The organism is Streptomyces sp. CC224B (genome assembly GCF_030010595.1).
GTDB lineage: Bacteria > Actinomycetota > Actinomycetes > Streptomycetales > Streptomycetaceae > Streptomyces > Streptomyces longispororuber.
On sequence record NZ_JASCXL010000062.1, the window covers coordinates 25,390 to 40,636 of the forward strand.

The window sequence follows — 15,247 nt, forward strand, 5'->3', positions numbered from 1 at the left end:
AGCGCGGAGCGCGAAGGGGTTGGCCTCAGCCGGTGTTGGGGGCGGGCGCGTGATGCGGAGGCCGGGTTGGGCCGGTGCCGGCCGCTGCGCGCGACGCGGGCGCCTCAGGCCGCACCGGGCCGGTGCTGGACGCTGCGCGTGGCGCGGGTATTTCAGCCCGTCCGGCGTTTGAGGACGAGCGCGGAGCGCGAAAGGGTGGGCTCGCAGGGCGCGCGGGGTGGGCGCGAGGCGCGCGGGTCAAGGCCGATCGGCGGCGGCCGGGCCTGGCCAGGGCCGCCGATCGGCCGGGAGCGGGAGAGCCCGAGCGGTCAGCTGGAGCCCGGCTCGGCAGGGCGGAGGAGGCAGGTGAGCCGCGCGCTGCACACCCGCCGCCCCTCCTCGTCCGTGATGGCGACCTCGTACGTCGCCGTCGTACGGCCCCGGTGCACCGGCGTGGCCACGCCGGTGACGAGGCCGGAGCGCACCCCCCGGTGGTGGGTGCAGTTCAGGTCGACGCCCACGGCGACCTTCCCGCTGCCCCCGTGGAGCATGGAGCCGACCGATCCGAGCGTCTCGGCGAGCACGGCGGAGGCCCCGCCGTGCAGCAGCCCGTACGGCTGGGTGTTGCCCTCCACGGGCATCGTGCCGACGACGCGCTCGGCGGAGGCCTCAAGCACCTGCACGCCCATGCGGCTGCCGAGGTGCCCGGCGGAGAAGAGGGCGGGCAGGTCGACGCCGAGTGCGGCGTACTCGTCGATGACCTCTTGCGGGAACTTCGTTGTGTGCTGCTCGCCCATGGGCCGGGCTCCGTTCGTCGACGACACCTGAAGGTCAGCTTCCGCTGAGCGAACGCTCAGTCGGTGGCTGATTGTTCCAGTCGTACGACGACGGACTTGCTGGCGGGGGTGTTGCTGGTGTCGGCGGTGGCGTCCAGCGGGACCAGCACGTTGGTCTCCGGGTAGTAGGCCGCCGCGCAGCCGCGGGCGGTCGGGTAGTGCACGACGCGGAAGCCGGGCGCGCGCCGCTCGACGCCGTCCCGCCACTCGCTGACGAGGTCCACGTACGCGCCGTCGGCGATGCCGAGCGCGTCGGCGTCGGCGGCGTTGACGAGGACGACGCGGCGGCCGTTCCTGATGCCGCGGTAGCGGTCGTCGAGGCCGTAGATGGTGGTGTTGTACTGGTCGTGGGAGCGCAGGGTCTGCAGGAGCAGGCGGCCTTCGGGCAGGGCGGGGTACTCCACGGGCGCGGCGGTGAAGTTGGCCTTGCCGGTGGCGGTGGGGAAGCGGCGCTCGTCGCGCGGGGCGTGGGGGAGCGCGAAGCCGCCGGGGCGGGCCACGCGGGCGTTGAAGTCCTCGAAGCCGGGGACGACGCGGGCGATGCGGTCGCGTACGCGCGCGTAGTCCTGCTCGAACTCCTCCCAGGGGGTGGCGGACTCGGGGCCGAGGACGCGGCGGGCCAGGCGGCACACGATGGCGGGCTCGGAGAGGAGGTGGGGGCTCGCGGGCTCCAGGCGGCCGCGGGAGGCGTGCACCATGCCCATGGAGTCCTCGACGGTGACGAACTGCTCGCCGCCGGCCTGCCGGTCGCGTTCGGTGCGGCCGAGGGTCGGCAGGATGAGGGCGCGGGCGCCGGTCACGGTGTGGGAGCGGTTGAGCTTGGTGGAGACGTGGACGGTGAGGCGGGCGCGGCGCATGGCGGCCTCGGTCACGTCGGTGTCGGGGGAGGCGGAGACGAAGTTGCCGCCCATGGCGAAGAACACCTTGGCGTCGCCGTCGCGCAGGGCGCGGATGGCGCGGACGACGTCCAGGCCGTGGTGGCGGGGCGGGGCGAAGCCGAACTCCCTCTCCAGGGCGTCGAGGAAGGCGGGCGCGGGGCGTTCGAAGATGCCCATGGTGCGGTCGCCCTGCACGTTCGAGTGGCCGCGGACCGGGCAGACGCCCGCGCCGGGGCGGCCGATGTTGCCGCGCAGCAGCAGGAAGTTGACGACTTCGCGGATGGTGGGCACGGCGTGCTTGTGCTGGGTGAGGCCCATGGCCCAGCAGACGACGGTGCGTTCGGAGGCGAGGACCATGCGCAGGGCGCGCTCGATGTCGGCGCGCTTCAGGCCGGTGGCGGTGAGGGTCTCGTCCCAGTCGGCGGCGCGCGCGGCGGCGACGAAGTCCTCGTACCCGTGGGTGTGCTCGCGGACGAAGGCCTCGTCGACGGCGCCGTCGGTCTCCAGGACGAGCTTGTTGAGCAGGCGGAAGAGGGCCTGGTCGCCGCCGAGGCGGATCTGCAGGAACAGGTCGGTCAGGGCGGTGCCCTTGAGCATGCCCTGCGGGGTCTGCGGGTTCTTGAACCGCTCCAGGCCGGCTTCGGGCAGCGGGTTCACCGTGATGATCTTCGCGCCGCCGCGCTTGGCCTGTTCCAGGGCGGAGAGCATGCGCGGGTGGTTGGTGCCCGGGTTCTGCCCGGCGACGATGATCAGGTCGGCCTGGTGGAGGTCTTCGAGGAGGACGCTGCCCTTGCCGACGCCGAGGGTCTCGGTGAGGGCGGACCCGGACGACTCGTGGCACATGTTCGAGCAGTCGGGGAGGTTGTTGGTGCCGAGCTCGCGGGCGAAGAGCTGGTAGAGGAACGCCGCTTCGTTGCTGGTGCGGCCCGAGGTGTAGAAGACGGCCTCGTCGGGGGAGTCGAGCGCGGTCAGCTCCTCGGCGACGATGTCGAAGGCCCGCTCCCAGGAGACGGGTTCGTAGTGCTCGGCGCCTTCCGGCAGGTACATGGGGTGGGTGAGGCGGCCCTGCTGGCCCAGCCAGTACCCGCTGCGGGTGGCGAGGTCGGCCACGGAGTGCGCGGCGAAGAAGCCGGGGGTGACGCGGCGCAGGGTGGCTTCTTCGGCGACGGCCTTCGCGCCGTTCTCGCAGAACTCCGCCGTGTGCCGGTGCTCGGGCTCGGGCCAGGCGCAGCCGGGGCAGTCGAAGCCGTCCTTCTGGTTGACGCGCAGCAGGGTCAGCGCGGTGCGCCTGACGCCCATCTGCCGCTGGGCCACGCGCAGGGTGTGTCCGATGGCGGGCAGCCCGGCGGCGGCGTGCTGGGCCTGGGTGACCTGCGGCGCGTCCTGGACCGGGTCGCCCTTGGGGGGCTTGGTGGCCATCGTCTGCTCCTCGTCGAGCCGAGCGTGTGCGGTACGTCACCGATCCTCGCACGGGGGACTGACAGCGGGTCCGCCCGGGGCGGGGCGGCCCGGGCGCGGGAGGGGTGGTCGCGGGGCGACGCGTCGGGAGGCGGCCGCGGGAGACGGGCGGGAGTGTCAGTGGGGCGTGGCAGGATCGGGGGCGTGGCAGAGAAAGCATCGAAGAAGACCGAGAAGACGACCGCCGGCGTTCGGCCGCGCCTGCTCCTGATGGACGGGCACTCCCTGGCCTACCGGGCGTTCTTCGCGCTGCCCGCGGAGAACTTCACGACGGCGACGGGCCAGCCGACGAACGCGATCTACGGCTTCGCGTCGATGCTGGCGAACACGTTGCGTGACGAGGCGCCCACGCACTTCGCGGTGGCCTTCGACGTCTCGCGCAAGACGTGGCGCTCCGAGGAGTTCGCGGAGTACAAGGCGAACCGCTCCAAGACCCCGGACGAGTTCAAGGGGCAGGTGGAGCTGATCGGGGAGCTGCTCGACGCGATGGGCGCGGTGCGCTTCGCGGTGGACGGCTTCGAGGCGGACGACGTCATCGCGACGCTGGCCACGCAGGCCGAGGCGGAGGGCTTCGAGGTCCTGATCGTCACGGGTGACCGGGACTCCTTCCAGCTCATCACCGACCACGTGACGGTGCTGTACCCCACCAAGGGCGTCTCGGAGCTGACCCGTTTCACTCCGGAGAAGGTGCAGGAGAAGTACGGCCTGACCCCGAGCCAGTACCCGGACTTCGCGGCGCTGCGCGGCGACCCGTCGGACAACCTGCCGGGTATCCCGGGCGTCGGTGAGAAGACGGCCGCGAAGTGGATCAACCAGTTCGGTTCGTTCGCGGAGCTGGTGGAGCGCGCCGACGAGGTCAAGGGCAAGGCGGGGCAGAACTTCCGCGACCACCTGGAGGCGGTGAAGATGAACCGCCGGCTCACGGAGATGGTGCGCGACGTCGAGCTGCCCAGGACGGTCGCCGACCTGGAGCGCGCTCCGTACGACCGCAAGGCGGTCGCGATGGTCCTGGACACGCTGGAGATCCGTAACCCGTCGCTGCGGGAGCGGCTCCTCGCGGTGGACCCGGGTGGGGAGGAGGCCGAGCAGGCGCCCGTCACGGAGGGCGTCGACATCGACGGCGTGGTGCTCGGCACGGGCGAGGTCGCCCCGTGGCTGGCCGAGCACGGGAGTGCGGTCCTGGGTCTCGCGACGGTCGACTCCTGGTCGCTGGGTACGGGCTCGGTGACCGAGGTCGCGCTCGCCGCGGCCGGGGGAGCGGCGGCCTGGTTCGACCCGGCGCAGCTCGACGAGGCCGACGAGAAGGCGTTCGCGGCCTGGCTGGCGGACGCCGCGAAGCCCAAGGTGCTGAACAACGCCAAGGCGGTCATGCGTGTCGCCGCCGAGCACGGCTGGCGCGTCGAGGGCGTCACGATGGACACGGCGCTGGCGGCGTACCTGGTCAAGCCGGGCCGCCGCTCGTTCGACCTGGACGCGCTGTCGCTGGAGTACCTGGGCCGGGAGTTGGCGCCGGCCGCCGCGCCGGACGGGCAGCTCGCCTTCGGTACGGAGGACGACGAGCAGGCCGGTGCCGAGGCGCTGATGGTGCAGGCGCGCACGATCCTGGACCTGGGCGCGGCGTTCGGCGAGAAGCTCACGGAGGTCGGTGCGGCCGGGCTGCTCACCGACGTCGAGCTGCCGACGTCCGCGCTGCTGGCCCGCCTGGAGCGGCACGGCATCGCCGCCGACCGGGCCCATCTGGAGTCCATGGAGCAGCAGTTCGCGGGCGCCGTGCAGCAGGCGGTGAAGGAGGCGCACGCGGCGGCGGGCCACGAGTTCAACCTGGGCTCGCCCAAGCAGCTCCAGGAGGTCCTCTTCGGCGAGCTGGGCCTGCCCAGGACGAAGAAGACGAAGACGGGGTACACCACCGACGCCGACGCGCTCGCCTGGCTCGCCGCCCAGACGGACAACGAACTGCCGGTGATCATGCTCCGCCACCGTGAGCAGGCCAAGCTGCGCGTCACCGTCGAGGGCCTGGTCAAGTCGATCGCCGCGGACGGCCGCATCCACACGACGTACAACCAGACGGTGGCCGCCACCGGCCGGCTGTCGTCGACGGATCCGAACCTGCAGAACATCCCGGTGCGCACGGACGAGGGCCGGGCGATCCGCCGCGGCTTCGTCGTCGGTGAGGGCTTCGAGTCGCTGATGACGGCGGACTACAGCCAGATCGAGCTGCGGGTGATGGCGCACCTGTCGGAGGACGAGGGCCTCATCGAGGCGTTCACCTCCGGCGAGGATCTGCACACCACGGTCGCCTCGCAGGTCTTCGGCGTGGAGCGCTCCGTCGTCGACGCGGAGATGCGCCGCAAGATCAAGGCGATGTCGTACGGCCTGGCGTACGGTCTGTCGGCGTTCGGCCTGTCCCAGCAGCTCAGCATCGAGGCGGCCGAGGCGCGTGCCCTGATGGACACGTACTTCGAGCGGTTCGGCGGGGTGCGCGACTATCTGCGGCGCGTGGTGGACGACGCCCGAGCCACCGGTTACACGGAGACGATGCTGGGCCGCCGCCGCTATCTGCCGGACCTCAACAGCGACAACCGGCAGCGGCGCGAGATGGCCGAGCGGATGGCGCTGAACGCGCCGATCCAGGGCACGGCCGCCGACATCGTGAAGGTCGCCATGCTGAACGTGGACCGGGCCCTGCGGGAGGCGGAGCTGACTTCGCGGATGCTGCTCCAGGTCCACGACGAAATCGTCCTGGAGATCGCCCCCGGTGAGCGGGAGGCCGTGGAGGAGCTGGTGCGCCGGGAGATGGCCGGCGCGGTGTCGTTGCGCGCCCCTCTCGACGTGTCGGTGGGTGTCGGCGCCGACTGGGAGTCGGCGGCGCACTAGCCTCCGGCGGGTGGCCGTTGACCGGCCTTGCCGCCGCGCCCTGACCCGCCGGACGGGCTTCGTGGCCCGTCCGGCGCGGTGGGGGAGCCTCAAGGCCGGGCGACGGCGCGGTGAACGAGGGGTGGCGGATGTGGGGACGGTGCCCTGGTCCATGGTGAAAAGCCCTGCGAACAGGTGTCTGGAGCCCCTAAGTTGTCGTAGGGTCGCCTGAGCTGTCTTCCGAGGCCCCGGAGCGGGTTCCTGGTCGGCACGGGCGGCCACGTAGCGACCGAGTGGCGACTACGGGCTGCTACGGGCGGCTACGGATCAGCATCAGCGACAACGCGAACCGGTACGGCCGGGGACAGCCCGAGCAGGGTCGGCAAAGGGGAGGGATTCACGGACATGGCGCCGGTTATCGGCAAGCGGCTCCGCAAGGCGACGGTGACCACCGCGGTCGCGGCCGCCGCGGTGGCGGCCCTGGCCGCCTCGCAGGCCCCGGGTGTGGCGACGACGGACAAGGCGCAGGGCGAGCAGGCCGCCGACACCACGCCGCCGCCCGGCGGTGACTCCGCGACCGGTAACTCGCCCTACTACACGGACCTGCCGCCCCTGCACAGCCCGGTGCCGCCCGTCTCCAAGCCGGGTGGCAAGGGCGACCCGGAAGCCGGCCTCCCGGCCACCGTCCTGGACGCGTACAAGAAGGCCGAGGCGGCCGTGCGCACGGCCAAGCCGGGCTGCAACCTCCCCTGGCAGCTCCTCGCGGCCATCGGCAAGGTCGAGTCCGGCCAGGCCCGCGGCGGCCGCGTCGACGCCGACGGCACGACGTTCACGCCGATCCTCGGCCCGGTCCTCAACGGCAACGGCTTCGCGAAGATCACCGACACCGACGGCGGCGCGTTCGACGGCGACACCACGCACGACCGGGCCGTCGGCCCCATGCAGTTCATCCCCTCGACGTGGGCGACGTCGGGCCAGGACGGCAACGGCGACGGCAAGAAGGACCCGAACAACATCTACGACGCGGCCCTCGCCGCCGCGCACTACCTGTGCGGCAACGACCGCGACCTCGCCGTCACCGACGACCTGCACGCCGCGATCCTCAGCTACAACCGCTCCACGGAGTACCTGAACACGGTCCTGTCGTGGCTGGAGTTCTACCGCAAGGGCACCCACCAGATCCCCGACGGCACCGGCAAGCTGCCCGTCGACCGCAGCGACGAGCAGCCGCGGCGGCCCGGCCCGACCACGCCGCCCTCGACGCCCCCCGTGCTGTCGCCCGACCCCGCGCCGCTGGAGCGGCAGGGCCACTACACGCCGCCGCCCTCGGACGGCTCCGGCAAACCGGGCAACGGCGGCAACAACGGGGGCAACGGCAACGGCGGCAACAACGGCGGCGGCTCGCACAAGCCGGGCGACGATGACAAGCCGTCCAAGCCCCAGCCCAAGCCCGACCCGCAGGACCAGGTCGCCCGCCTGGAGAACGCGGGCCCGCCCGCGCTCACCGCGACCGCGGGCGAGGCCTTCGAGCGGCGCGCCGTGGTGCGCGCCGAGACCGGGTCGGGCCGCGGCGTGCCCAAGGCCAAGATCCGGTTCACGATCAGCGGCAAGACCGACACCCGCTTCGAGGGCGGCCGGCGCAGCGTCACCGTCACCACCACCGGCGACGGCGTCGCCACCTCGCCGAAGCTGACGGCGGGCGAGACCACCGGCACGTTCACCGTCCGCGCCCTGGTCGTCAGCCGCTCCCTGGACCAGCTGGAGGTCCCCGGCACGGTCACCGCCCGCAAGGCCGACAAGCTGACCCTCCTCAACGAGGAGCCGCCCGTCTGCGAGGCGGGCAAGGCGTTCGCCGACCGCGTCGCGGTCGCGGCGACGTACAAGAAGAAGCCGCTCGCCGGTGCCGCGGCCACCGCCACGCTGGTCAAGGCGGCGGACAATCCGGCCGTGAACGACAAGGGCCCCTACTTCAAGGACGCCGCCGGCAAGCCGGTGCGCGCCCTCAAGGGCCTCACGACGGACGCGCGCGGCACGCTGCTGCTGCCGAAGCTGTACGCGGGCGACGCGGCGGGCACGTACCTGCTGCGCGTCGTCACCGACGGCGGCGCCACGCTCGTCGTCGAGCTGAAGGTGACGGCCCCGGCCGCCGGTGAGCCCGGCCAGTCGCAGTCGCCGTCGGCCACCCCGTCCGGCTCCGCGTCCCCGTCCACCGGTTCCTCCCCGTCCGCCGGCTCGTCCCCGAGTGCCTGACGACGGCTCACCGGCCCGGTCTCACCCCGCCGCCCCCGCGCCCCCGAGGCGCGGGGGCGGCGCGCGTCCGGCCGCCTCCGGACCCGGGCGCCCCGCCCGACCTGTTCTCATCTCACCCGCGCGTTGCTACGGTGCCCCCGCCTGACGAACTGTCAGCTCCCCTCGGCCCGTCCGGCCCGAGCCCGCCCGGGAGGCCCGTATGCGCGCCCTCATCGCCGCCGCCACCGGCCTGGTCGCCGCCCTCGCCCTGGTCCTCACCGTCACCGCCGTCGGCGCCCCGTCCGGCACGACCTCGCCGAAGCCGCTGCTCACCACCGTCCCCGAGCACCCGTAGGGAGGGGCCGCGATGCGCCGCAAGGCCGGCCTGGTCCTGCTCGCCCTCGCCGTGTTCCTCGCGGCCCTGGCCCCGCTCCTGCGCTGGTACGCCTACCCGCGCCTGGTCAAGGTCCCGCCCGACCGGTACGAGACGATGGTCCTGGAGGCGGCACCCGCGACCCTCATCGACTACGGCACGATGAAGGCGAAGAAGGTCCCCAAGGTCACCGTCGTACAGACCCTCAAGGGCAACGTGGAGGCCTCCGAGAAGATCGAGGAGGACGACGGCTCCGACCGCGACGTCGTCGTCTGGGACGCGCTGTCGTACGTCCAGGGCCCCGACGGCAAGATGGTCTCCAAGGTCCCCGAGCGCTACATCTTCGACGCGCACACCCAGGAACCCGTGCACGCGCGCGGCGAGATGGTCGACGGCGACCCGGTCCGCCGCGAGGGCATCGAGTTCAAGTGGCCGTTCCGGACACAGAAGCGGGACTACGCGTACTTCGACGCGCAGGCCCGCGTCACCGCGCCCATCCACTACCAGGGCACCCGCACCTTCCGGGGCCTGGAGGTCTACTACTTCGAGCAGACCATCCCCTGGACCAAGGTGCCGCTGCCCCGGACGCTGCCCGTCGAGGGCCTCACGCGCGAGTCCGTCGCGAGGACCGGCACCACGCGCTGGTACACCACGGTCCGCAAGTTCTGGGTCGAGCCGGTCACCGGGGCGCCCGTGTACGGCGAGGAGATCCACAAGGAGGAGCTGCGCGGCGGCACCCTGCTCGGCGACCGCGACAAGGTCACCGCGTTCTCCGGGCACGTGAAGATGCGCGAGGACTACATCCGCCACACCGTCGACATGGTGACGTCCCAGCGCCTGCTCGTGCTGCTCATGACGTCGTACCTGCCCTGGGGCTTCCTCGGCCTTGCCGGGCTCCTGCTGGCCCTGGCCCTGTGGCTGGAGGCGCGCGGGCGCCGGCCCGGCCGCCCGGCGGCGGCGACGGGCGAGGAGGCCCGGCCGCAGCCGGCGGACGCCCGGCCCCCGGCCTGAGTCGGCAGGCCCGACCCCTCCGGGCCTGAGCCGCCCCGCCCGGCCCCGGGCCCGAGTCGGCCCGCCCGCACTCAGTCCCGTCCCGCGCGCTCCTGGCGGGCCTTGGTGTGCCGGGTCGCCACGGCGTGCGCCGGGTCCTCGGGCCACGGGTGCTTCGGATAGCGGCCGCGCAACTCCGCCCGCACCGAGCGGTAGCCGTCGCGCCAGAACGACGCCAGGTCGGAGGTGACGGCCGCGGGACGCCCGGCGGGCGACAGCAGGTGCACAAGGAGCGGCACCCCCGCCACCCGCGGTGTGTCGTCGAGCCCGAACATCTCCTGGAGCTTCACCGCGAGCACCGGCCGCTCCGGGTCCGCGTAGTCCACCCGGATCCGCGAGCCGCTCGGCACCTCCACGCGCTCCGGCGCCAGCTGGTCCAGGCGCGCCGCCTCGCCGCCCGCCCACGGGAGCAGCCGCGTCAGCGCCTGCCCGGCGTCGATCCGGGCCAGGTCCGCGCGGCGCCGGGCCCGGCCCAGCTCCGGCTCCAGCCACGCCTCGGGCGCGGCGAGCAGCGCCGCGTCGGACACGTCCGGCCACGGCTCGCCCAGGTGCAGCCGCAGGAACCGCAGCCGGTCGCGCAGGACACCGGCGTCCCCGCCCCAGCGCAGCAGCGCCAGGCCCTCCCGCCGCAACCCGTCCAGCAGCGCCTGCCGTACGAGGGCGGGGTCGGGGTCCGCGAGCGGCCGGACCGTGAGTTCCACCGCGCCGAGCCGCTCCACGCGCCGTGCGACCACGTCCCCGTCCGCCCAGGCGACCTCCTCGCCCTCCGCGTACAGGGACGCGGCGGCGGCCCGGGCGGCCTCCTCGTCGACGGCCGCGCCGAGCCGCACGCGCGCGTGCCCGGCCCCGGCGGGCCGGTCGGCCACCGCCACGGCCAGCCACGGCGCCCCGCCGAGCCGCGACCCCGCGCCCAGCTCGGCCCGGGTCCCGCCCGCCATCAGGTACGCCCCCTCACCGGTGCGCCGGGCGACCCGCTCGGGGAAGGCGAGCGCGGCCACGAGCCCGACGACGCCCTCGTCCCCGCGGACGGGCGCCCCGGCCGCGGCCGTGTCCGACCGGGCGGACCGGGACTTCTCCGCCGCCGCGTCGGGACCGGGCGCCAAGGAGACCTCCCGCGCCGAAGCCGCGGTTCCCACGGCGGCGGAGAGCCGCGACACCTCGGCACGCCATCGCGCGGCATACCCGTCACCCCCGCGGCGGGCGCCTCGCAGGGCCGCCGCCAGGTCGTCGCCGTACTCCCGCGGCGGCTCCTCGCTGAGCAGGGCGACGGCCTCGGCGGCCCGGCGGGCGCCGACCCGGGGCGCCGCGTCGAGCAGGGCCCGGGCGAGGCGCGGGTGGACGCCCACCCGGGACAGCCGCAGCCCCCGCTCGGTGGCCCGGCCGCTCGCCCCGTCGACCGCGCCGACGGCGGTCAGGACCTCCCGGGCGGCCGCCATGGCACCGCCGGGCGGCGGGTCGAGCAGCGCGAGCCCGGACGCGTCCGGGTCGCCCCAGCACGCCGTCTGCAGGGCGAACGCCGTCAGGTCCGCGACCTTGATCTCCGGGGCGGGGAACCGCGGCAGCCGCCCGTCCTCGGCCTGCGACCAGCAGCGGTACACGGTGCCCGGCGCCTCACGCCCGGCACGCCCCGCCCGCTGCCGCCCCGCCGCCTGCGATGCCCGTACCGTCGTCAGGGAGCTGAGGCCCCGCGCGTGGTCCACGCGCGGCTCCCGCGCCAGGCCCGCGTCGACGACGACCCGCACCCCGGGCACCGTCAGGGACGACTCGGCCACGGACGTCGCGAGCACCACGCGCCGCCGCCCGCCCCCGGCGAGCACCGCGTCCTGCGTCGCGGCCGGGGCGCGCCCGTGCACCTGGAGGACCTCCACGCCGTCCAGGTCGCCGAGCTGTCCGGCGACCCGGGCGATCTCGCCGACCCCCGGCAGGAAGCACAGCACGTCCCCGTCCCGCTCCCGCAGGGCCCGCCGCACCACCGACGCCACGTGCGCGAGCAGCGCCGGGTCCACGCGCAGGCCGTGCGGCGGCCGCACCGGGCGGGCCGGCGGCGCCCACACGACCTCCACGGGGTACGCGGTCCCCGCCGCCTCCACCACGGGCGCGCCGCCGAGGACCCGCGCCCAGCCCGCCGCGTCCGTCGTCGCCGACGCGGCGATCAGCCGCAGGTCGGGGCGGAGCGTCTCGCGTACGTCGACGAGGAAGGCCGCCACGGTGTCCGCGTCCAGGTGCCGCTCGTGGCACTCGTCGATGATCACGACGTCGACGCCGGGCAGCTCCTGGTCGCGCTGGAGCCGCTGCGCCAGCACGCCGGTCGTGACGACCTCCACGCGCGTGCGCGGCCCCACCACGCGCTCCCCGCGCACCGTGTGGCCGACGCTGTCGCCGGGCTGCTCGCCGAGCAGCCAGGCCATCCGCCGGGCGGCGGCCCGCGCGGCGATGCGCCGCGGCTCGGCGACGACGACCCGGCGCGCGGGACCCTCGCCGGTCAGCCCCGCGAGGGCCAGCGGCACGAGCGTCGTCTTGCCGGTGCCCGGCGGCGCGCACAGCACGGCGGCACCGGGCCCCTCCAAGGCGTCGCGCAGCGCGGGCAGCGCCTCGCGCACGGGCAGGTCCAGGGCGGCGTCACGGATCACCCACCCAGTGTCGTACGGGGCCGGGAGCGGCCCGCGCGCGGGCGCGGGGTCACCCTCGCGACCCGGGCCACCCGCGCGCGGGCGCGAGCCTCACTCCGGCCGAGCCACCCGCGCGCCCCGCGCGCGAGCCCCAGTACCCCAGTGCCTCAGTCGCGCTCGCAGACGAAGACCGCCGTGCCGGGGATCAGGTTCCCGCGCAGCGGGGACCAGCCGCCCCACTCCTGGGTGTTCCACGCGGGCCACTCCGGCTCCACCAGGTCCACCAGGCGGAACCCGCCCGCGACCACGTCCCGCACCCGGTCGCCGACCGTCCGGTGGTGCTCGACGTAGACCGCGCGGCCCTGCTCGTCCTGCTCCACGTACGGGGTGCGGTCGAAGTACGAGGCCGCCACCGACAGGCCCTCGGGGCCCGGCTCGTCCGGGAACGCCCAGCGGATCGGGTGCGTCACCGAGAACACGAACCGGCCGCCGGGCCGCAGCACCCGCCGCACCTCCTGAAGGACCCGCACCGGCTCCGCGATGAACGGCAGCGCCCCGTACGCGGAGCAGGCCAGGTCGAAGGAGCCGTCGGCGAAGGGCAGCGCGCCCGCGTCGGCGCACACCAGCGGGAAGTCGCCGCCGATGCGCAGCGCGTGCTGGAGCTGGCGGTGCGAGAGGTCGAGCGCCACCGGGCGGGCGCCCTGCCCGGCCAGCCAGCGCGCGCACTGGGCCGCGCCCGCGCCGATCTCCAGGACGGCCTTGTCCTTCAGCTCCTCCACCGGCCCGAGCAGCCCCGCCTCCGCCTCGTCGAGCCCCTCGGGGCCCCAGACGAAGCGGTCGTCACCGAGGAACGCGCCGTGCTCGGTCTGGTACTCGTCGGCGTTCCGGTCCCACCAGCCGCGGTTGGCGCGCACACTCTCGGTGACGTCGGCGGCGCGGCGCGTGGCATCGGGCTCGGGTGCGGCGGGCTCTTGGATGATCTGCTCCCTGGTCGGTACGCTGCGGGCGCTGTCGTCCGGGCGCGGCGCGGCAGGGCGCGCTGCGGCCCGTGTGGCCTCTTGTAACTGGTTTTGTGCCGGGAATGCGGCGATCCGCCCCGGGTGTGCGCCTTCGCGCATTGACCCTGTCCGGCAGCCCCCGTATGCTACAAGTTGCGCTGCGGGCCTGCGTTCCTCAGACATAGCAGGTTGCGCTCGCGTCTGTTGTATGTCCCCTCGGTTGTCGAGGTGCCTTCCGTTTCCTTTGGGAACCCGGGAAGTAGGGCGCCTCCTAGGCTGTCCGGCTTCTGCAGAGCGAAACGGGCTCCGGCGTAAGCAGTACCTACGACTTCAATGTCCGTACCGGAGCCCTTTCCCACATGACGAGCAGCACCGAGACCACCGCCACCACCCCGCAGGTTGCGGTCAACGACATCGGTAACGAGGAAGCCTTCCTCGCCGCGATCGACGAGACGATCAAGTACTTCAACGACGGCGACATCGTCGACGGCGTCATCGTGAAGGTCGACCGGGACGAGGTCCTGCTCGACATCGGTTACAAGACCGAAGGCGTCATCCCGAGCCGCGAGCTCTCCATCAAGCACGACGTCGACCCGAACGAGGTCGTCGCCGTCGGTGACGAGATCGAGGCCCTTGTTCTCCAGAAGGAGGACAAGGAAGGCCGCCTGATCCTCTCGAAGAAGCGCGCCCAGTACGAGCGTGCCTGGGGCACCATCGAGAAGATCAAGGAAGAGGACGGGATCGTCACCGGTACCGTCATCGAGGTCGTCAAGGGTGGTCTCATCCTCGACATCGGCCTCCGCGGCTTCCTCCCGGCCTCCCTGGTCGAGATGCGCCGTGTCCGCGACCTGCAGCCCTACGTGGGCAAGGAGCTCGAGGCCAAGATCATCGAGCTGGACAAGAACCGCAACAACGTGGTCCTGTCCCGCCGTGCCTGGCTGGAGCAGACGCAGAGCGAGGTCCGCCAGACCTTCCTCACCACCCTCCAGAAGGGCCAGGTGCGCTCCGGCGTCGTCTCCTCCATCGTCAACTTCGGTGCCTTCGTGGACCTGGGTGGCGTCGACGGTCTCGTCCACGTCTCCGAGCTGTCCTGGAAGCACATCGACCACCCGTCCGAGGTTGTCGAGGTCGGCCAGGAGGTCACCGTCGAGGTCCTCGACGTCGACATGGACCGCGAGCGCGTCTCCCTGTCGCTGAAGGCGACCCAGGAAGACCCGTGGCAGCAGTTCGCCCGCACCCACCAGATCGGCCAGGTCGTGCCCGGCAAGGTCACGAAGCTGGTTCCGTTCGGTGCGTTCGTCCGCGTGGACGAGGGCATCGAGGGTCTGGTCCACATCTCCGAGCTGGCCGAGCGCCACGTGGAGATCCCGGAGCAGGTCGTCCAGGTCAACGACGAGATCTTCGTCAAGGTCATCGACATCGACCTCGAGCGCCGTCGCATCAGCCTCTCGCTGAAGCAGGCCAACGAGTCCTTCGGTACCGACCCGGCCTCGGTCGAGTTCGACCCGACCCTGTACGGCATGGCCGCGTCCTACGACGACCAGGGCAACTACATCTACCCCGAGGGCTTCGACCCGGAGACCAACGACTGGCTGGAGGGCTACGAGGCCCAGCGCGAGGCCTGGGAGACCCAGTACGCCGAGGCCCAGCAGCGCTTCGAGCAGCACCAGGCGCAGGTCATCAAGTCCCGCGAGGCCGACGCCCAGGCGGCGGCCGAGGGCGGCGACGCCGCGGCTGCGGCCCCGGCCGCTTCCGGTGGCGGCGGCGGTTCGTACTCCTCCGAGGGTCCGGACAACTCCGGCGCGCTGGCTTCGGACGAGGCGCTGGCCGCGCTTCGCGAGAAGCTCGCCGGCGGCCAGAGCTGAGGCTCGCCTCTAGGCGTTAGCAGGTGACTGTGGGCCCGCACTCCTCGGAGTGCGGGCCCACAGGCGTTTTCCCGGGGGCCGCGTCTGCTCTTCGTCCGCGGGTTCCCTTCGGGCCGCGC

At 73.6% G+C, this 15,247-nt stretch carries 9 protein-coding genes; 5 read left to right on the forward strand and 4 right to left on the reverse strand.

Annotated elements, in window-relative coordinates:
• Positions 1-308 precede the first annotated feature (308 nt).
• Positions 309-776, reverse strand: a complete 468-nt coding sequence (locus QK440_RS24145) for a hotdog fold thioesterase (RefSeq protein ID WP_282795284.1) — start codon at positions 774-776, stop codon at positions 309-311.
• 56 nt (positions 777-832) lie between these two features.
• Positions 833-3,112 carry an FdhF/YdeP family oxidoreductase gene (locus QK440_RS24150; protein WP_282795285.1) on the reverse strand — a complete coding sequence of 760 codons (2,280 nt, stop codon included), beginning with the start codon at positions 3,110-3,112 and terminating at the stop codon, positions 833-835.
• 183 nt (positions 3,113-3,295) lie between these two features.
• Here QK440_RS24150 and polA point away from each other — a divergent pair, with 183 nt between their 5' ends.
• The 4 genes from polA to QK440_RS24170 all read left to right on the forward strand — a co-directional run bounded on the left by polA (position 3,296) and on the right by QK440_RS24170 (position 9,617).
• Complete coding sequence (polA, locus tag QK440_RS24155) at positions 3,296-6,025, forward strand: DNA polymerase I (protein WP_282795286.1); 2,730 nt, start codon at positions 3,296-3,298, stop codon at positions 6,023-6,025.
• 384 nt (positions 6,026-6,409) lie between these two features.
• Entirely contained in the window at positions 6,410-8,254 is a 1,845-nt protein-coding gene (locus QK440_RS24160; protein ID WP_282795287.1) for a lytic transglycosylase domain-containing protein, read from the forward strand.
• Between the two features lie 199 nt (positions 8,255-8,453).
• Positions 8,454-8,588: an SPW_0924 family protein gene (locus tag QK440_RS24165; RefSeq protein WP_282795288.1), complete on the forward strand. Its 135-nt coding sequence runs from the start codon at positions 8,454-8,456 to the stop codon at positions 8,586-8,588.
• Positions 8,589-8,600: 12 nt separating this feature from the next.
• Complete coding sequence (locus QK440_RS24170) at positions 8,601-9,617, forward strand: DUF3068 domain-containing protein (RefSeq protein WP_282795289.1); 1,017 nt, start codon at positions 8,601-8,603, stop codon at positions 9,615-9,617.
• 71 nt (positions 9,618-9,688) lie between these two features.
• Here QK440_RS24170 and hrpB read toward each other — a convergent pair whose 3' ends face one another.
• Entirely contained in the window at positions 9,689-12,286 is a 2,598-nt protein-coding gene (hrpB, locus tag QK440_RS24175) for an ATP-dependent helicase HrpB (RefSeq protein ID WP_282795290.1), read from the reverse strand.
• 146 nt (positions 12,287-12,432) lie between these two features.
• A complete protein-coding gene (locus tag QK440_RS24180) occupies positions 12,433-13,383 on the reverse strand; it encodes a class I SAM-dependent methyltransferase (RefSeq protein WP_282795291.1) in 951 nt (316 codons plus the stop codon).
• A gap of 239 nt (positions 13,384-13,622) precedes the next feature.
• On the opposite strand from QK440_RS24180, the gene rpsA reads away from it, so the two are divergent.
• On the forward strand, positions 13,623-15,128 hold the full coding sequence (gene rpsA / locus QK440_RS24185) for a 30S ribosomal protein S1 (protein ID WP_282795292.1): 1,506 nt from the start codon (positions 13,623-13,625) through the stop codon (positions 15,126-15,128).
• Positions 15,129-15,247: the final 119 nt, after the last annotated feature.

What these genes read in the sequence shown, in the direction of transcription:
- QK440_RS24145 (WP_282795284.1), bottom strand. Translation starts at nt 776, where the DNA reads ATGGGCGAGCAGCACACAACGAAGTTCCCGCAAGAGGTCATCGACGAG.
- QK440_RS24165 (WP_282795288.1), top strand. Translation starts at nt 8,454, where the DNA reads ATGCGCGCCCTCATCGCCGCCGCCACCGGCCTGGTCGCCGCCCTCGCC.
- QK440_RS24180 (WP_282795291.1), bottom strand. Translation starts at nt 13,383, where the DNA reads ATGCGCGAAGGCGCACACCCGGGGCGGATCGCCGCATTCCCGGCACAA.
- rpsA (WP_282795292.1), top strand. Translation starts at nt 13,623, where the DNA reads ATGACGAGCAGCACCGAGACCACCGCCACCACCCCGCAGGTTGCGGTC.
- QK440_RS24150 (WP_282795285.1), bottom strand. Translation starts at nt 3,112, where the DNA reads ATGGCCACCAAGCCCCCCAAGGGCGACCCGGTCCAGGACGCGCCGCAG.
- QK440_RS24170 (WP_282795289.1), top strand. Translation starts at nt 8,601, where the DNA reads ATGCGCCGCAAGGCCGGCCTGGTCCTGCTCGCCCTCGCCGTGTTCCTC.
- QK440_RS24160 (WP_282795287.1), top strand. Translation starts at nt 6,410, where the DNA reads ATGGCGCCGGTTATCGGCAAGCGGCTCCGCAAGGCGACGGTGACCACC.